Source organism: Serratia sp. T13T92 (genome assembly GCF_047530105.1).
Taxonomy (GTDB): domain Bacteria; phylum Pseudomonadota; class Gammaproteobacteria; order Enterobacterales; family Enterobacteriaceae; genus Chania; species Chania fonticola.
Genome location: NZ_JBLJAK010000001.1, coordinates 762,064 through 779,362, shown reverse-complemented (window position 1 = coordinate 779,362; position 17,299 = coordinate 762,064). Strand labels below are relative to the sequence as shown.

General features: G+C 57.1%; 15 protein-coding genes. 3 read left to right on the top strand and 12 right to left on the bottom strand.

Annotated features, from left to right (window positions below; genetic code table 11):
• Nucleotides 1–11 precede the first annotated feature (11 nt).
• From ACMV5I_RS03585 to ACMV5I_RS03575, 3 genes are all read left to right on the top strand, one after another.
• On the top strand, nt 12–914 hold the full coding sequence (locus tag ACMV5I_RS03585) for an ABC transporter permease (protein WP_024485283.1): 903 nt from the start codon (nt 12–14) through the stop codon (nt 912–914).
• Nucleotides 911–1,705: an ABC transporter ATP-binding protein gene (locus tag ACMV5I_RS03580; RefSeq protein WP_024485284.1), complete on the top strand. Its 795-nt coding sequence runs from the start codon at nt 911–913 to the stop codon at nt 1,703–1,705. The genes ACMV5I_RS03585 and ACMV5I_RS03580 overlap by 4 nt, the downstream gene beginning before the upstream one ends.
• Before the next feature lie 164 nt (nt 1,706–1,869).
• Nucleotides 1,870–3,468 (top strand): ABC transporter substrate-binding protein, encoded by a 1,599-nt coding sequence (locus tag ACMV5I_RS03575; protein WP_046808156.1) that lies wholly within the window; start codon nt 1,870–1,872, stop codon nt 3,466–3,468.
• 62 nt (nt 3,469–3,530) lie between these two features.
• Here ACMV5I_RS03575 and ACMV5I_RS03570 read toward each other — a convergent pair whose 3' ends face one another.
• From ACMV5I_RS03570 to ACMV5I_RS03515, 12 genes are all read right to left on the bottom strand, one after another.
• Nucleotides 3,531–4,745: an O-antigen ligase family protein gene (locus ACMV5I_RS03570; protein WP_414823690.1), complete on the bottom strand. Its 1,215-nt coding sequence runs from the start codon at nt 4,743–4,745 to the stop codon at nt 3,531–3,533.
• Nucleotides 4,746–4,764: 19 nt separating this feature from the next.
• A complete protein-coding gene (gene rfaQ, locus ACMV5I_RS03565; RefSeq protein WP_121606496.1) occupies nt 4,765–5,934 on the bottom strand; it encodes a putative lipopolysaccharide heptosyltransferase III in 1,170 nt (389 codons plus the stop codon).
• A 280-nt stretch (nt 5,935–6,214) separates the two neighbouring features.
• Nucleotides 6,215–8,359, bottom strand: a complete 2,145-nt coding sequence (fdhF, locus tag ACMV5I_RS03560; RefSeq protein WP_414823689.1) for a formate dehydrogenase subunit alpha — start codon at nt 8,357–8,359, stop codon at nt 6,215–6,217.
• Nucleotides 8,360–8,684: 325 nt separating this feature from the next.
• Complete coding sequence (hycI, locus tag ACMV5I_RS03555; RefSeq protein ID WP_414823688.1) at nt 8,685–9,137, bottom strand: hydrogenase maturation peptidase HycI; 453 nt, start codon at nt 9,135–9,137, stop codon at nt 8,685–8,687.
• A complete protein-coding gene (locus ACMV5I_RS03550) occupies nt 9,134–9,550 on the bottom strand; it encodes a formate hydrogenlyase maturation HycH family protein (RefSeq protein WP_024487075.1) in 417 nt (138 codons plus the stop codon). The genes hycI and ACMV5I_RS03550 overlap by 4 nt, the downstream gene beginning before the upstream one ends.
• Entirely contained in the window at nt 9,540–10,325 is a 786-nt protein-coding gene (locus ACMV5I_RS03545; RefSeq protein WP_414823687.1) for an NADH-quinone oxidoreductase subunit B family protein, read from the bottom strand. Before ACMV5I_RS03545 ends, ACMV5I_RS03550 begins: the two co-directional genes overlap by 11 nt.
• A 1-nt stretch (nt 10,326) precedes the next feature.
• Nucleotides 10,327–10,872, bottom strand: coding sequence for a hydrogenase 4 subunit H (gene hyfH / locus ACMV5I_RS03540; protein WP_414823686.1), 546 nt, complete (start codon nt 10,870–10,872; stop codon nt 10,327–10,329).
• 10 nt (nt 10,873–10,882) lie between these two features.
• A complete protein-coding gene (locus ACMV5I_RS03535) occupies nt 10,883–12,673 on the bottom strand; it encodes an NADH-quinone oxidoreductase subunit C (RefSeq protein ID WP_390900539.1) in 1,791 nt (596 codons plus the stop codon).
• Complete coding sequence (locus ACMV5I_RS03530) at nt 12,616–14,199, bottom strand: hydrogenase 4 subunit F (RefSeq protein ID WP_414823715.1); 1,584 nt, start codon at nt 14,197–14,199, stop codon at nt 12,616–12,618. Before ACMV5I_RS03530 ends, ACMV5I_RS03535 begins: the two co-directional genes overlap by 58 nt.
• A gap of 4 nt (nt 14,200–14,203) precedes the next feature.
• On the bottom strand, nt 14,204–14,854 hold the full coding sequence (hyfE, locus tag ACMV5I_RS03525; RefSeq protein WP_024487063.1) for a hydrogenase 4 membrane subunit: 651 nt from the start codon (nt 14,852–14,854) through the stop codon (nt 14,204–14,206).
• Nucleotides 14,855–14,865: 11 nt separating this feature from the next.
• Nucleotides 14,866–16,323 carry a hydrogenase 4 subunit D gene (locus ACMV5I_RS03520; RefSeq protein ID WP_284121964.1) on the bottom strand — a complete coding sequence of 486 codons (1,458 nt, stop codon included), beginning with the start codon at nt 16,321–16,323 and terminating at the stop codon, nt 14,866–14,868.
• A 17-nt stretch (nt 16,324–16,340) separates the two neighbouring features.
• Nucleotides 16,341–17,291 (bottom strand): respiratory chain complex I subunit 1 family protein, encoded by a 951-nt coding sequence (locus ACMV5I_RS03515; RefSeq protein ID WP_273545269.1) that lies wholly within the window; start codon nt 17,289–17,291, stop codon nt 16,341–16,343.
• Nucleotides 17,292–17,299: the final 8 nt, after the last annotated feature.

Sequence of the window (17,299 nt, the reverse complement as noted above, 5' to 3'; positions counted from 1 at the left end):
ATGAGGTACGCATGTCGTTAATTTCCCTGATGGGCGCTTTTGAGATCGGCCTGATCTTTGCGCTGGTCGCGTTGGGCGTATTGATTTCCTTTCGCTTGCTCAATTTTCCCGATCTGACGGCCGATGGTAGCTTCCCTTTAGGGGGCGCAGTAGCCGCGGTGATGATTGTCAGCGGTTATAACCCTTGGCTGGCGTGTTTGCTGGCGGCTATCGCGGGTGCCGGTGCTGGCTGTTTGACGGCTTGGCTGCACGTGCGGCTTGGTATTTTGCAACTGCTAGCCAGCATTTTGGTGATGATTGCCCTGTATTCCATCAACCTGCGCATTATGGGGGCACCAAACCTGGCCCTGATCGGCTTACCCAGCGTTTTCACTCCTTTCATCAGTCAGGTTGAGGACAACGCCTGGCTGATCCAACCAATATTGCTGCTGGTGGTGGTCGTGGTTGTCAAACTGGCGCTCGACGCATTCCTGACCTCAGAAGTCGGCCTTGCGTTGCGGGCAACCGGAGCGAATCCGCGCATGGCGCGCGCTCAGGGGATTGCTACCAGTCGGCTGACGGTGATCGGCATGGCGGTCTCCAATGCGCTGATAGCGCTGGCGGGGGCACTGTACGTACAAACTCAGGGGGGCGCCGATATCTCCATGGGGATCGGCACCATCGTCGTCGGGCTGGCGGCGGTGATCATCGGTGAGACGCTGTTGCCTGCCCGTAGCCTGTTCCTGATCACTATGGCGACCCTGTTAGGGGCATTGCTGTACCGCCTGATGATCGCTCTGGCCCTGAATGCAGACTTTATCGGCTTGCAGGCGCAGGATCTGAATCTGATCACCGCGCTACTGGTTACGTTGGCGCTGGTCCTGCCGAAGTTGAAACAAAAATTGAAAAGCAAGCGGGGGAGGCAGCCATCATGATGCGTGCCGAGCAGTTGTTTAAAACCTTTAACCCTGGAACCCCGCTGGAGAACCCGGTATTACGTGGCCTGTCTTTGAACATCGAGGCAGGGCAGTTTGTGACGGTCATTGGCAGTAATGGGGCAGGGAAGTCTACTTTACTCAATGCGGTCAGCGGTGATATTACCCCCGATCGCGGCCAAGTGTTTATTGGCGAACAGGACGTTACCCTGATGCCCGCCTGGCGCCGTGCCGGTATGGTTGCCCGTGTGTTCCAGGATCCGTTGGCGGGAACCTGCGAGGGGCTGAGTATTGAGGAGAATCTGGCCCTGGCTCTGCAGCGCGGTCAAACCCGAGGATTTCAGCGTGCCGTCAAGAGCAAACAGCGGCAACTGTTCCGCGATAAGTTGGCCACGTTGGAACTGGGGCTGGAGAATCGTTTAGGGGATCACATGGGGCTGCTGTCTGGCGGGCAGCGTCAAGCGGTCAGCCTGCTGATGGCGTCGCTACAGCCTTCTCGTCTGCTCTTGCTGGATGAACATACCGCCGCGCTCGATCCTAAAACGGCGGCCTTTGTGCTGGCATTGACCGACCGTATTGTCGCCGAGCAGCAATTGACCGTACTGATGGTGACGCACTCCATGCGCCAGGCTCTGGATCATGGCCATCGAACCGTGATGTTGCACCAGGGGCGGGTGGTGCTGGATGTTGTCGGTGAGCAACGGGCCAACATGCAGGTCACCGATCTGCTGGCGATGTTTGAGAAAACACGTGGCGAAAAGCTGGATGATGATGGGCTACTGCTGAGCTGAGGCTGTTCACTTTGTTGGGGCGCGGCATGCTGCGCCCGCGTAGCTGAATAAAACAGCAAAAACAACGGTTTTGGCATAACCTGAGAGCAATTGGTTATTTGCCTGGGTTCCCCGTCCGTGCTGAGATTGTCGCCTGCTAAAAAAAGTCAAACAAGGCGATGACCATGTCTACAGGGAAAACGCTGCTCGCGCTGGCGCTGAGCACATTCTTACCGGCAAGCGCTGCCATGGCGGCAGCTAACGATACTCTGATTTATTGCTCCGAGGCGTCACCGGAGTCGTTCAATCCGCAGATTGCCAGCTCAGGCCCAACGTTCGTTGCCAGCTCGCAGGTGCTGTATAACCGTTTAATCAATTTCGATCCGATCAAGAACACGCCAACGCCGTCATTGGCAACCGAATGGAAAATTTCCCCGGACGGCAAAACCTACACCTTTACCCTGCGCCAAGGGGTGAAATTCAACAGCAACAAAAACTTCAAGCCGACCCGCGATTTTAATGCTGACGATGTAGTGTTCTCGGTGTTACGCCAGAAAGACCCAAATCACCCATACCACAAGGTATCGCAGGGTAATTACGAATATTTCCACGACGTAGGCCTGGATACGCTGATTAAGGAAGTGAAAAAGCTGGACGATTATCACGTTCAGTTTGTTCTGAGCGAGCCGAACGCCGCGTTTCTGGCCGACTGGGGGATGGACTTTGCGTCGATCCTTTCTGCCGAATACGCCGATGCGATGCTGAAAAAAGGCACGCCAGAATACGTGGATACCTGGCCAATCGGCACCGGCCCTTACGTCTTGCAGCAGTATAAAGTCGACTCACTGATCCGCTATGCTGCCAACCCTAATTACTGGGATGGAGAGGTGCCGACCAAGCATCTGATCTTCTCCATAACGCCGAACGTACAGACGCGCCTGGCGAAACTCCAGACTAACGAGTGCCAGATTATCCCCGCACCGGCTCCGGTACAGTTTGATGAAATCAATAAAAACAAAGATCTGACCCTTCATAAGGTAGATGCGCTGAACGTCGGCTACTTGGCGTTTAACACCGAGAAAAAACCGCTGGATAACGTGCTGGTGCGCCAAGCCCTAAACTATGCCACTGACAAAAAGGCGATAGTTAACGCGGTGTTTTTAGGTTCAGCCACGGTGGCGAAATCGCCACTGCCGCCAAATATGCTGGGCTTTGATAAAGACCTGCAGGATTACGGTTACGATCCGCAAAAAGCCAAGGCGTTGCTGAAACAGGCCGGGTTGGAAAAAGGCTTTGAGATCACGCTGTGGTCAATGCCGGTTCAGCGCCCGTATAACCCGAACTCCAAGCGTATTGCGGAAATGCTGCAAAGCGACTGGGAAAAGGTTGGCGTGAAGGCGAAAATTGTCTCTTACGAGTGGGGGGAATATCTTGCCGGTATGCGTAAGGGCGAGCATGACACCGCGCTGTTTGGCTGGATGTCCGATAATGGCGATCCGGATAACTTTGCCGAGGTGCTGCTGGGGTGCAACAGTATCAAAACCGGCTCGAATGCCGCGCGTTGGTGCGATAAAACCTATGATGGTCTGGTACAGCAGGCCAGATTGACTAGCGTCCCTGCCGAGCGTGCAAAACTCTACGGCCAGGCGCAGGAAATCTTTTACCAGCAGGCTCCGTGGATTGCCCTGGCGAATGGCAAAACCTTCTATGCCACGCGCAGCAACGTTAGTGGCTATAGCGTCAGCTTGATGGGCAGTGATTTTTCCAAAGCCAAACTGAATTAACCTCAGCTCAATATACCTGGCTACCATGAAGGGGCGCAGCATGCTGCGCCCGTTTTTTTAGGCTATACAGGCCGATGGGCAACGCGGTAGCCTGCCAGTACGGCGGCCAACACCATAAACAGATGCCCCTCGGCGGAATCCAGCAGGAATGAGTTGAACAGGTGGCAGGCCAGATAACTGCCGATCACGGCAACCAGCAGGTTGCGGCAGGCTGTTGGTTGCCGCCAGGCCGCTCGGAAGCAGCACCACATCCACCCCAGAAACAGCGTCAACCCCAGCAAGCCATTTTGTACCGTTTCCAGCAGATACTCATTGTGCGGGTTATGCACGCCGTAACCGGTCTGCGCGTTGCCATACCAGAAGCTCCCGGCCCCGTTACCCAGCAGCGGGGCCAGTTTTATCAGACGCAGTGATTCGCGGGCAAAGGCGGTGCGTTGCCCCATCGAGTTGTCGCAAGCCTGATAGGCCTGCTCTGCCGGGGCCAACACGCAATTGCGCACCTCAGCAAGGCCGAGCGTCAGGCGCTCCGTCGCTCTATTGGGGATGAAAATCAGCATAATAGTCAGCAGCGAGCCGCAGGCTAGAACGCCCAACCGCTGCCAGCGGGGCAGCGTCAGCAGCAACCAAAGCCCTACGCCGACCAATAGCGCCACATAGCCGGTACGCCCCTGTACCATCAGCAGCACGTTCGTCGTTGCCAGTAGAACCAATGCCCCATAACACCAACGCAGCACGCCTGATTGCGCAAAAGCACGGGTTAGCCATATCAACGCAGCAAACGCCATAAACACGTTCTGGGTTATCTGCAGTTTAAACACCGTTGGATTCTGCGGATCGAGGCCACCCAGCGTCACATGCCCGATCCCCGAAGTCAGGCTGATCGCCAGTATCAGGGCATTGGCGAGCAGAAAGCCGCTGATAAACCGGGTGATAAGCCTGGTGTCGGTGAGAAAGAACAGCGCCAGAGGAAGTACAAACAGGAGCTTTTGATACTTGCCGACCATCTTTGGGCCGTACTCGTGGTGCTGGGTCAATAACGAGGCGGCCAGCAGTGCAAACATCAATGCGGGCAGCCACACTAGCGGTTGTTTGAGCAAAGGCATCAGGTGGCGAAAGTCACGCTGCCACAGCAGACATATCGCCGCCAACACCAGCGAAGCATTCATCAGCGCATTGGAAGTCGGCAGGGACACACCGAGCAAAAACGCCGTGAAGCCAAACAGCCGAAGGCGGGCAGGGGAGAGTAACGATACAGAACACGGTGCGGTGGATGGCATGGAGTGGCTCAAATCAGGGTTAATTAAACACGGTGTCATTCACCGTGCGGGAAGTTGGGATTTCCAGGCAGGTGAGCTGGCGGTTTATGGCCCGGATAACCTCATTGGCGGGTATGGCGTCCAGATAACGTTCAGAGGTAGCGGTGTTCACCTCATATGGGTGTGGTAATGAGCGGTAGTTGCCTGCCCATAACAGGATGTGCGGAGCCTGCCAGGGTGACCACTGTTGCAGATTGCTGGGGCCGAACAGCACGACGGAAGGCGTCTGCAAGGCGGCGGCCATATGCATCGCTACTGAATCCACCCCGATAAACAGCTTCGCCCGATCGATCAAGACGGCCAGCTCCGGCAGGTCCAGGCGACCGGCCAGATTGACCACCCGTTGTGGCATGGCGCAGTGGGCCAGAATAGCGGCTATCATGGCGATCTCATCGGTAGAACGTCCCCCGGTGAGCAACACGGTTTCTCCGTTGGCGGTGAGATGGTCGATAACCCGTGTGAATCCCGCCACCGACCAAGTTTTGAATGCCCAACGCGCGGTAGGCTGGATCAGCACGAAATCCGTCAGGTGATGATGTTGGCTGAGGCGATTAATCTCATCGATATCGCGCTGCCGGTAAGCCTGGGTCACCTTGGTCACCAAGGTGGGTAAGGCCAACGGGGACAGAATCGAGAGGTTATTGAGCACGGTGTGCCGTTGGTCATGCCCGTCCACCGGCACCAACAACGAATGGCAAGCACGCCACAGCTGATTATTACGCTTGGGGTAAGCAAACCCCAGGCTGAACGTCGGTTTGAGAAAGCGGCAATACAACGCCGCCCGCCACTGGTCGGACAGATTAATCACCAGGTCGTAGTGGCCGGTGTTGAGGCTGTTCCACAGGGCTTGCTCACCGCGATACTGTGCCTTGTAGCCCTGGCGTTTTAGGCTGCGATCGACGGTATAGGTCAGATAGACATCCTGATTGCCCGCCAGCATCGCCTCGGTGCCGTCATATACCAGCACGTCAATCAGGGCGTTGGGGTAATTGGCGCGCAGCGTACTGAGCAACGGGGTAGTTAGCAGGACGTCACCAAAGTGACGCAGCTTGATAACCAGGATGCGCTGTACCCGATCGCGGTGCAGTAGTCCGTTGGGCAAGCGACGGTCAGGTAACACGGCCTTGCCAGCACTCATCGCGAACGTCATATTTTGCTGATATATCCCAGAGAACGATAAAAGGCGATCTTATAGGTGGCGGAAAGACAAAGATAATTGGTTGTACAGATCAATAAGATCAGACCGATCGTTGAAAACGATCAATCCAGGACAAAGTAAGGGGGTATTGTGCGGGTTTGTGAGCCATGGGATAAATCGTCTATTAAGAATTTTAGTATGGCAGCCACTGGCAGAAGTGTAAGGATGAATAGCGGGTGGTGAGAGATGCGTGGAAAGCCGAACCTCGTCCCTGAGGTTCGGCTTTTACAGATTAGCCCGCAGCGGCCTCGCGGAGGCGCTGTTTGATCTTGCTGTACTCTTGCTGAACATAGTGTTCTGCCTGCCCTTGATCCTTAATCGGCTCAATCTGCACGGCACAGTATTTGTATTCCGGCGTTTTGGTAATCGGGCTGAGGTTTTCCGCCACCAGCTCGTTACAGGCACCGATCCACCATTGGTAGGTCATGTAGATCGCACCCCGGTTAGGGCGTTCGCTGACGTTGGCACGGGTAATGACCTTGCCCTGACGGGAGCGTACCCACACCAAGGCCTGATCCTCAATCCCTAGCCGTGCGGCGTCTTCCGAGTTGACTTGCACATAGCCCGGTTCATCGGCCAACGCGACCAGTGCCTTACAGTTGCCGGTCATCGAACGGCAGGAGTAATGGCCCACTTCGCGTACCGTCGACAGCACGAACGGGAACTCATCGCTGAGCTGATCGATCGGCGGAGCCCATTCACAGGTAAAGAACTCCGCTTTGCCACCGGGCCGAGAGAATTCCCCGCCTTCGTACAGATAAGGGGTACCCGGGTGATCCAACGTTGGGCAAGGCCACTGAATATAAGCCAGGTCCGCCATCTTCTCGTAGGTAGCGCCGTAGTAGATCGGGCACAGCTCGCGCAGTTCGTCCCAGATTTCCTGCGTGTTGTTGTAGTGCATCGGGTAACCCATGGCCGTCGACATCAGGCTGATGATTTGCCAGTCCGTCTTCACATCGCCCACCGGCTCCACTGCTTTATAGAAGCGTTGGAAGCCGCGGTCTGCCGCGGTATACACCCCTTCATGCTCGCCCCAGGAGGTTGCTGGGAAAATAACGTCGGCAATCGCGGCGGTTTTGGTCATGAAGATATCCTGCACGATCAGCAGATCCAGCTTCTCAAAGGTTCTACGGATGGTGGCTAAATCCGGCTCCGTTTGTAGCGGATCTTCCCCCATGATGTAGTGCGCTTTGAGTTTGCCATGGTCGATATTGTGCGGCACTTCGCTCAACGCATAGCCGATCTCGGCTGGCATTGCGTCGATCCCCCATGCGTTGGCAAACCTTTCCCGTGCCTCGGCATCCGTTACCTGGAAATAGCCGGGCAGGGTGTTAGGCAACGCGCCCATATCACAGGCACCCTGAACGTTGTTCTGTCCGCGCACCGGGTTAACCCCGACGTTCGGCTTGCCCAGGTTACCGGTCAGCATCGCCAGGCTGGTCAGCGCACGCACGGTTTCCACGCCCTGATAGAACTGGGTGACGCCCATGCCCCACAGGATGGTTGCCGTTGGCGCGCTGGCATACATGCGTGCCGTTTCACGGATCTGCTGGGCGGTGAGGCCCGTGGTTTTTTCAACCGACTCCGGTGGGTAGTCCGCCACGATGGCGCGGTACTCATCGAACTGCTCGGTATGCTGTTCAACAAACGCCTGATCGTACAGATTCTCCTCAATCATCACATGAGCGAGTGCGTTGATCAGGGCGATGTTGGAACCGTTTTTCAACGGCAAATGGATATCCGCAATACGCGCCGTTTCGATATAGCGTGGATCGCAAACAATGACCTTGGCTCCTTTCTCCTTCGCCTTGAGAATGCGGCGGGCGACAATAGGATGCGAGTCCGCGGCGTTATAGCCGAAGACAAAAATACACTGGGTATCCTCAATCTCGCAGATTGAGTTACTCATGGCGCCGTTACCGACCGATCGCTGCAGACCTGCAACCGAGGGGCCGTGTCAGACGCGTGCGCAACAGTCGATATTGTTAGTACCGACGGTGGCGCGAGCAAACTTCTGCATCACATAGTTGGCTTCGTTACCGGGCCCGCGCGAGGAGCCGGTCGTCATAATCGCATTCGGGCCGTATTTCTCTTTAACGGCCAGCAGGCGTGAACTGGCGAACTCGATGGCCTCTTCCCAGGACACCGATTCCAGTTTGCCACCCCGTTCCCGGCGGATCATCGGCGTTTTCAGCCGTGGCGTCAGGATCTTGGTATCGTGAACGAAATCCCAGCCGTAATACCCTTTCAGGCATAGCTCGCCCTGATTGGTCACGCCGTTAGCGCCTTCGGCCTTAACGATTCTGCCGTTGTCGACTATCAGGTTGATTTTGCAACCTGAAGCGCAATAAGGGCAGACCGTGATGACTGTTTTCATCTCAGCACTCCTTTTTAAACCTGTTCGACATTGCTCAACACGCCACTGGACCAGAAAATCTCCCCGGTGACGAAAAATGTGTCTCACTTATTTGAAGCATAAATTGTGCCACGCTGACTTGATGTGGATTAACGACTCGCATTAATTGTCATCAACCCAAACACTCAAGTTGCTGTCGTTGATGGGGGGATCATGCAGAACGCCGACACGCCGTGAATCCGTCCCTGGAGGCTCGTATCGCGCATCCTTGCGCTCAACGGTCGGCTAACCTGCAATGATCCCCACCTGCCTCAAGCTTTCGTGTTGCGGTATTAGGCGCAGCTATTCAGAGCTGCTCAAAACCTTCCCCCGTATCCCATATTGATAACCGCTGATAAATCACCCGTACCGCCTGCGTCACTTTCTCCGTCATCGGGAAATAGAACATCACCACGTCCGGCTGAATGCCGAGAAATATCACTTCCTCAATATCTTCACGTAGCTGGTCGATCAGGAAATTGAGCGGCATATTGTGGGTGCTCATAAAGAACATCTCGGCAATATCGTCAGGATTGACGATGCGGATCTCGCCGGGAGCCAGTTCCATATCGGTGGCATCGACAATCACTAGCCGGTTGGGCTTAAGATCGCGGATCTGATGCGTGACGTTTTCGGGGGTGGAACCGCCGTTGACGGCGATCCAACCCTCGATCGGCGTCTCGGCCATCATTTCGGCCAGCAGCGGCCCAGCACCGTCGTCACCCATCATGCTATTGCCTACGGTAAGTACGACATTCATGGGTTGGTCACCTTTTTCACAATCAGATAGATAGCAGGCTCGCGCTCAATCTCGGCGAGCAAGCCGAGCAGCTTGGTACTCCATTCGCTAAAGGGCGCCGGTTGGCTATCAATCAACGGGGCCAGGGCATTGGCCAGCAGGCTGGTGTGGGTGGAGTCGATGGTGATTTCGCCAAAGGTCAGCAGGCCTCGCATCTTGCGTTGGGCCTCCCCCTCCGGGAACAGCTCAACCCAGGTTTGATATTGCGGCAATGGGCAACTTAACTCGGTATTCAGACAGTCAATCACCCCCACGTGATGGCCAATCGCCAGCGAGTAATACATCACCTGCTGCGCCTGGGCAGGCATATCGTCATCGCTATCAAGAAACTTCTGGCGTAACGACCAGAACACCGCCTTACCTTCATTTTGCATGGGGCAGCTCCTGTTGCAGGCACTCAACCAGGCAAGCGACAATCTCGCGCAGGCGGGGATCGCCTTCCTGTTTCAACCATTCTTCCAGGCGCAACGTGGCCGCATCCATGCTGGCACCGGCCAACAGGGAGAGGAAACGGTCACTGATGATGCGGCCTTGATAGTAGCCCGCCAGACGGCGTGCCTCGCGTTCAATCAGTACGCGGGTATGTAGCGGGATGCCTGGCAGCAGCAATGCTGCCTTTTCGTCTACCTGCTCAAGGTGGTTTTCGCCCTTCAGCTTTTGCTCCAGCAGGCCCAGGGCCACGGCAAAGCCGTAGATGGTGGCGGCAGGCGTCGGTGGGCAGCCGGGGATCCACACGTCAATCGGCACGATCGACTCGCTGCCGCCCCAGACGCAGTACAGATCGTGGAAAATCCCGCCGCCGCAGCCGCAGGCACCGTAAGAGATACAGATTTTCGGATCGGGTGCCGACTCGTAAGCTCTGAGCGCGGGCACGCGCATGGCCCGGGTGACCGCGCCGGTAAACAGCAGAATATCGGCATGGCGCGGTGAGGGGACCACCTTGATGCCAAAACGCTCGGCATCAAATACCGGCGTGATGGCGGAGAAGATCTCGATCTCACAGCCATTGCAGCCGCCGCAGTCGACGCGATACACATAGGCCGAGCGTTTGATATCCTTCAGCAGCTTGCTTTTGAGTTTGGCAGTCTGTTCATCAACGGTGATCGGCGTGCTGCGGTGATGATTGACCTTGATATCGGGCATCGTCATATCATTTCGCTCCCGCCGGCTGGCTCAGTTTCATTGGCCGATGTTGGCTCAGAGTCTGTTTACGCTTGCAGGCGGGGCAGGTCTCAAACTGTGGCCGTAAGGCCTCAATGCTGTCTGCCCCCATGCCCGCGTGGGCCAGCAATGCCAAGGCGTAATTCACCGATTTGGTTGGCGTAAAGGGCTGCTGGCAACTGCGGCAGTTGAGTAGGGTAAAGGTGGCGCGGATATACAGATCGGGCTTGTGCATCACCGCCATTTCAAAATCTTCCGACAGCCGGATCGCCCGCGTCGGGCAAACCTCTTCACAGCGTGCGCAGAAGATGCAGCGTCCAATGAACAACTGCCAGACGCGCTCGCCGCTGGCCTCATGGGTTTCCATGGTTAACGCATTGGCTGGGCAGGCCACGGTGCAGGCGCCGCAGGCGATACATTGCTCAGGATCGTACTCTGGCTTGCCACGGAAACCCGGGCACACCTCCAGCGGATTAAACGGGTATTTCACCGTGACTTCACCGGCCTTCAGGATGGTTTTAAACAGTTTCAGCATGCTGCCTCCCTCACTTGCACGGTGAATTGGTGCGTTCGATCCCGTAGCGTTCAATCTCCTTGTACGGCACGGTCTTCGCTTTACGCTTGTTGATATCGATCAACGTGACGCGGTCGGTACAGGAGTAGCAGGGATCCAGGCTGCCGATAATCAGCGGGGCATCGGAAACCGTATTGCCGCGCAGCATATAACGCAGCACTGGCCAGTTGGCGTAGGTGGCCGCCCGGCAGCGCCAGCGGAACAGCTTCTGGTTATCTCCCAGCATGCTCCAGTGGATATCTTCACCGCGCGGGGCTTCGGCATAGCCCAAGGCAAACTTGTGCGGCTGGTAGCGGAAACCTTCGGTGAGCAGTGGGCCGCCCGGCAGGTTATCCAGGCCGTATTCGATCATCGCCAGCGAATCCAGCACTTCCTGTACGCGCACCATCACTCGTGAATACACGTCGCAGCCGTCGAAGGTGAACAGCGTTTTCGGCAACGAGCCGTAGTTGGCATAAGGATGGTCAAAGCGCATATCGCGCTTGAAGCCGCTGGCGCGGATCATCGGTCCCACAGGGCTGTAGTCGCGGGCGATCTGCCGATCCAACAGGCCAATGCCTTTGGTGCGCTGCTCGATATTCGGCGTGCCGAGCAGCATCTCTACCAGTTGCGTCACGTCGGCGCGCATCTCATGGATCAGCTTGATGGTTTTAACCCGCTGCTCTTTCAGGATGTCGCGGCGCACGCCACCGATCAGGTTGAGCCCATAGGTTTTACGCGATCCGGTCAGCAGCTCCGCCATGGTCATCGATTTTTCACGCACGCGGAAGAACTGCATAAAGCCGGTATCGAAGCCGACAAAGTGGCTGGATAGCCCGATGTTCAACAGGTGGCTGTGCAGCCGTTCGACCTCCAGCAGAATGCTGCGGATGGCATGGGCGCGGGGCGGCACATAGATCCCCAACGCATTTTCCACCGAGGTGGTGTAGGCCACGCTGTGGGTAAAGCCGCAGATCCCGCAGACCCGGTCGGACAGGAAGGTGACTTCCTGATAGCCCATACGGGTTTCGGCCAGTTTCTCCATGCCACGGTGCACGTAGAACAGCCGGTAGTCGGCATCGACAATGCGCTCGCCGTCAACAAACAGGCGAAAATGCCCCGGCTCGTCGGAGGTGATGTGCATCGGCCCGATCGGCACCACCCGTGATTCGCCGGTGGCCGCATTTTCAAACGGGTAGGTTTCCACATCGGTGGTTGGCTCAGGGCGCTGGCGGTAATCCATGGTGTCTTTACGCAGCGGATAAAGATCGTCTGGCCAATCGTCCGGCAGCACCAGGCGGCGCTCGTCCGGCAACCCTACCGGGATCAAACCGTACATATCGCGGATTTCACGCTCGCCCCACACGGCGGCGGGAACGCGTGGGGTAACCGACGGAAACTCCAGCGTGATGGCGCTAACCTGAGCCTTGACGGTGATAAAACACTTTTCCCCTTCCTCCATCGACAGCACGTAGTAGACGGCGAAATCGCCGGTCAAAGTACGTTCATCATTACCAAACAGCACCGGTAGCCAACCGCCCAGCTTGTAATAAAGATATTCCACGATCTCGGGTAACGAGTTCAGCTTGACCGTGATGGTGACCTGATTGGCGGTTTGCCACTCGGCATCCAGCAGGGCGGAGGGGAATTTCTCACGCACTTTGGCCAGGTAGCCTTTGCCGAGTTTCTCGTCGTTGTTGAGGGTCAATACGTGGGTTTCGTAGCTCACTTTACTTCTCCTGCCTGAGGTTCGACCGCAGAGGAATGATTCTGAACGGCCCATGGCCAGCTCAATGGCTGGACATGAGTGCCAGGCTTGTTGTTCATCACGATGTGGACCGCGTTTTCCAGCAGTCGGCTGACCGGTTGCGGGATATGGGTGCCCATCACCAGCATCAATACCAGCAGGATCACCATCGGTAAGGTCGTCAGTATTCCCAGTTCGCCTTTGTTGACCTCTTCGGGTTTAGCGCCGAACAGCACGCTGGCCACCATGCGGACCAACCCGGCTAATACCACCGTCAGCAGCAGCAACAAGAAGATGGTCAACGTAATATGGCCAGCCGCCAACCCGGCGGTGACCGTCATAAATTCACTGAGGAAGATATTGAACGGCGGCATGCCACCTAGCGCCAATGCTCCCCCGGCCAGTAGCACGGCACTGAACGGCATGCATTTCAGCATCCCTTTCACCACGGTGATATCGCGGGTGCCATACTTCAGCAGCACGTTGCCGGAGCCGCAGAACAGCAGAGTTTTTGCCAGGCTGTGGTTCAGGGTATGCAGCAGCGCTGCCAGGATGCCCAGCGGACCACCGATGCCGATCGCCACGGCGATCAGCCCCATGTTCTCTACGCTGGAGTAGGCCAGCAGCCGTTTGATATCGCGCTGCACCAGAATAAAGAAGGCCGCCACCGCGACGGAGAGGAAGCCAAACACCATCAACAGCGTGCCGGTAAAGTCATGGCCCAGCGTGGTGCTGATAATGATGTAGTAACGGATGATGATCAGCAGCGCGCAATTGAGCAGCACGGCAGAGAGCAGGGCGCTGGTGGGGCTTGGTGCCTCACTGTGGGCGTCCGGTAGCCAGGCGTGCATCGGGAACAGCCCGGTTTTGGTGCCAAAACCAATCAGGATGAACACAAAGGCCAGATGCATCAGCATCGGATCCAACTGCGTGGCGTGCTTGAGCACTTCCGTCCAGAAGATGGCCTCGTTGGGATCGGGCATAAAGCTGGCTGCGTTGGCGTAAACCAGAATGGTGCCGAACAGCCCGAAGGCCACCCCGACGGTGCAGATAATGATGTACTTCCAGGCCGCCTCCAGTGAAGAGCTCTGCCCGTACAACCCCACCAGAAACGCCGAACTGAGCGTGGTGGCTTCGATGGCCGCCCACATCAGGATCAGGTTATTGCTGGTGATCACTAATAGCATGGTGAACAGGAACAGGTGGAAGAAACCGTAGTAGTGGCACAGCGTTGCTACCGAAATCTCGCCTTCATCGACCTCATGGCGCATATAGCCAATGGAGTAAAGCCCGGTTAGGCAGCCAATGATGCCGAGGATCGCCAGGAACAGCGCGCTAAGGCTGTCCAGATGCAGCCAGCGTTCGGCGGCCAGAATATCGCCTTGCTGGTACACCTGCATCACCACCCACAGGGAAACCGCCAGCAGCAGCATGATACCGACAAAGTGCAACAACGTGACGCAGGCCCGTGCCGCATTGCCCAGCAACCGGCAGGCAAAGGTCAACAGCGAGAAGGCCAGCGGCGTCAGCAGTAATAGAAACAGCATGGTGGTATTACTCATCATCTCACCCCTTCAACGCCGTCAGTTGTTCAACATTCAGCGTGTTGAGCGTGCGATAGATTTTGCGCGCCAGCACGGCCATCACGATCACCGCAAAAATGGCATCGGTGGCGATGCCAATTTCCACCAGCTCCGGCGCGCGATTCGCCAGCAGCGCCAGCGTCAGGTGCGAACCGTTCTCCATCAGGCAGTAGCCAAACACCTGTTTGAGGATGTTGCGTTGGGTGACGATACACAGCAGGCCGAGCATAAAATGCCCCAGCGATACCGCCAGCGCCGGTTTCAGCGAGGCCAACAATGGCACCTGTACCGGCTCCACCACAAACCAGCACAGCAGCACAATCACCGCCGCGGCCAGCATCAGCATCACTGGGCCGATCAGGCTGCCGTTAGCCGAGGGATCGTCCATTTTGCGAAAGGCATAGGCCATGATCACCGGCACCAGCACCACCTTGGTGATAAAGGCGCTGATCGCCCACAGCGTGAGCTGGTGGGCGCCCAGGGTTTGCCCCAGCGTCAAGAAGATCAGCACCAATAACAGCGACTGCAAGGCATAGAGCCAGCACGAGGCCACGGGCCGTTTGGCGCCAATCACCAGCAGCGAGGTGACCATCATCAGCCCCGCGAGGTTATTGACGATAAGTGAACCAGTCATAAGCAACTCCCTTATCCAAGCCAGGCGACGGCAATCACGCTGGAACCTACCGACATTGCGATCAGAATCACTAACACCGCGCTCATCACCAGCGGCAGCGGAGCGGCCTGTGCCACCTCATCACTGGGTTTGCCAGGAATAACGCGCCCAAACCAATAGATGAACCAGGCAAAGCTGGCGACCGACTCGATCAGCACCAGCACCATCAGCGGCGTCATCAGCCAGAACTCATGCGACAGTGCAAAACCGGCGGCAAAAATCGGGAACTTGCTGAAGAAACCGTTAAACGGCGGCACCCCGGTGATCGCCAGCGCGGCCACGCAGAACCCCACGCCCAGCAGCGGCATCTTGTTCATCACGCCCTGCAAGCGCGGCAGCATCCGGGTGCCGCAGCTGTAGCTCAGCGCCCCGGCCACCAGGAAGAACAGGCTCTTGGCAAACGCGTGGTTAAAGATGTAAGCCACACCGCCCAGAAAGGCGGTTTTGGAACCGAAGATGGAAATAGACAGCGCCAGGAAAATATAGGAGAGCTGGGTGATGGTGGACCAGGCCAGCAGGCGCTTCATATCCTTTTGCGGCAGATACATCAGGAAGCCGTAAATCAGGGTGATAGTCGCCATGACGATGCCGACCCAGCCGATAATATGCGGTACCGCATCCGCAGACAGGATGGCGCGGGCATAGATGTAGACGCCCACTTTCACCATCGAGGCGGCGTGCAGATAGGCGCTCACCGGGGTAGGGGCTTCCATGGCATCGGGTAGCCAGGCCTGCAACGGAAGCTGGGCCGATTTCCCCCAGGCCGCGAACAGGATGCCGCCAAACACGACCAGGCTGGCCGTACCGTTGAGCTGCGCAATCGCGCTCAGGGCGAAGGTGCCGGTATTGAGGAACAGTGTCGCCGCCGCCAGGTATAAGCCGATTGAGGCAATATGGGTGATCAGCAGGGCCTTCATGGCCGAGCGTTGTGCCTTCGGCGTCTGGTAGTAACTAATCAGCCCCCAGGAACAGCCGCCGGTGATCTCGAAGAACAGCAACTGCCCCAGAATGGTGGAGGACATCACCAGCCCGGCCATCGCGCCGATAAAGATCAGCAGGAAAGCGTAATAGCGGTTGCTGCCCTCGTGGGGATGTTCGCGGTTGGCGGTGGTGAGGTAACCGGTGGAATACAGGCTGACCAGCAGGCCAAGAAATACCACCGCAAAGACAATCAGCGTGCTGATGCGGTCGATGATAAAACCGAACAGCGCCACGTTGCCGTATTGCAGCAGCGTGATGGTCGTATCCGCCTTGCCATGGGCCAGGAATAGCCAGCCGATGACCACCGTACCCAGCGTGGCCAACAGCGCAAACAGGGTACAGATCCACTTGGCCATCCGTTGCGGCACGCAGGCCGTCAGCAGCGCGCCGATAAACGGCAGCAGTAGCGTGGCGAGGGCGGTATATTGCAAACAGAGCGTATTTTCCATAATGGGTTTCCTGGCGGCTACAGACCGGTTAGGTAAAAGACAAAGGCCAGCGCCGCTACGCCAAAACCGAGCCAGGTAACGTGGTGCGTCAACAAGAACCGCCCACGCGCCAAGGTATTTTCAAAAATGGAGGCGATGACAAACACCGCCAGTAGCTTGGCCAGCATGATGACTGCCGCCAGTGCCAGCGCAGGCACCGTCAGCTCCACTGCCTTGCCAAAGGGAATAAACACCGCCAGGAACAGTTCGGCCACTACCACCTGTTTGAGGCCGATCCCCCATTTCACCAGCGCCAGGCCGGAGCCGGAGTATTCGGTCAACGGCCCTTCCTGAAGTTCCTGTTCCGCCTCCGCCACGTCGAAGGGGATTTTGCCCATTTCGATAAACGCGGCGAAACCGCAGGCCAGCATGGCCAGCAGGGTGGCCGTTGGGGAACTCCACCCCTCGGTCAGGGTGGCGCTGATGGTGCCGATATTGGTGGAACCGGCAATCAGCGCTACCACCAGCAGCGCCAGGATCAGCGTAGGTTCTACCAATACGCCCAGCGTCAGTTCGCGGCTGGCCCCGATCCCGGCAAACGGGCTACCGGTATCCAGACCAGACAGCGAGAAGAAGAAGCGGAACAGTGCGAACAGATAGAGCAGGGTGATCAAGTCCCCCGCACCGGCAAACGGCGACGTCCGCGTGAAGATGGGCAGCGTCATCGCCACCAGCAACATGCTGCTCAGCAACACATAAGGCATCACGCGGAAGATAGCGCCCGACTGCGCAGGAGCTACCTCCTGACGTTTGAACAGCTTGCCCATATCGCGGTAGTCCTGCCAAATGCCGGGGCCACGGCGCGAGTGCATCCGGGCGCGGATTTGGCGGGAGATCCCGGTGAACAGCGGCGCGATCGCCAGCATTATCAGCGCCTGCATCAGCGCGAAGAGTCCCATCATTAACGACGGTGTTTCCTGCATCGACATGCTATTTC

Coding starts and splice junctions, on each gene's coding strand:
- ACMV5I_RS03585 (WP_024485283.1), top strand. CDS start 12: ATGTCGTTAATTTCCCTGATGGGCGCTTTTGAGATCGGCCTGATCTTT.
- ACMV5I_RS03580 (WP_024485284.1), top strand. CDS start 911: ATGATGCGTGCCGAGCAGTTGTTTAAAACCTTTAACCCTGGAACCCCG.
- ACMV5I_RS03575 (WP_046808156.1), top strand. CDS start 1,870: ATGTCTACAGGGAAAACGCTGCTCGCGCTGGCGCTGAGCACATTCTTA.
- ACMV5I_RS03570 (WP_414823690.1), bottom strand. CDS start 4,745: ATGCCATCCACCGCACCGTGTTCTGTATCGTTACTCTCCCCTGCCCGC.
- rfaQ (WP_121606496.1), bottom strand. CDS start 5,934: ATGACGTTCGCGATGAGTGCTGGCAAGGCCGTGTTACCTGACCGTCGC.
- hycI (WP_414823688.1), bottom strand. CDS start 9,137: ATGAATGTCGTACTTACCGTAGGCAATAGCATGATGGGTGACGACGGT.
- ACMV5I_RS03550 (WP_024487075.1), bottom strand. CDS start 9,550: ATGCAAAATGAAGGTAAGGCGGTGTTCTGGTCGTTACGCCAGAAGTTT.
- ACMV5I_RS03545 (WP_414823687.1), bottom strand. CDS start 10,325: ATGACGATGCCCGATATCAAGGTCAATCATCACCGCAGCACGCCGATC.
- hyfH (WP_414823686.1), bottom strand. CDS start 10,872: ATGCTGAAACTGTTTAAAACCATCCTGAAGGCCGGTGAAGTCACGGTG.
- ACMV5I_RS03535 (WP_390900539.1), bottom strand. CDS start 12,673: ATGGGCCGTTCAGAATCATTCCTCTGCGGTCGAACCTCAGGCAGGAGA.
- ACMV5I_RS03530 (WP_414823715.1), bottom strand. CDS start 14,199: ATGAGTAATACCACCATGCTGTTTCTATTACTGCTGACGCCGCTGGCC.
- hyfE (WP_024487063.1), bottom strand. CDS start 14,854: ATGACTGGTTCACTTATCGTCAATAACCTCGCGGGGCTGATGATGGTC.
- ACMV5I_RS03520 (WP_284121964.1), bottom strand. CDS start 16,323: ATGGAAAATACGCTCTGTTTGCAATATACCGCCCTCGCCACGCTACTG.
- ACMV5I_RS03515 (WP_273545269.1), bottom strand. CDS start 17,291: ATGTCGATGCAGGAAACACCGTCGTTAATGATGGGACTCTTCGCGCTG.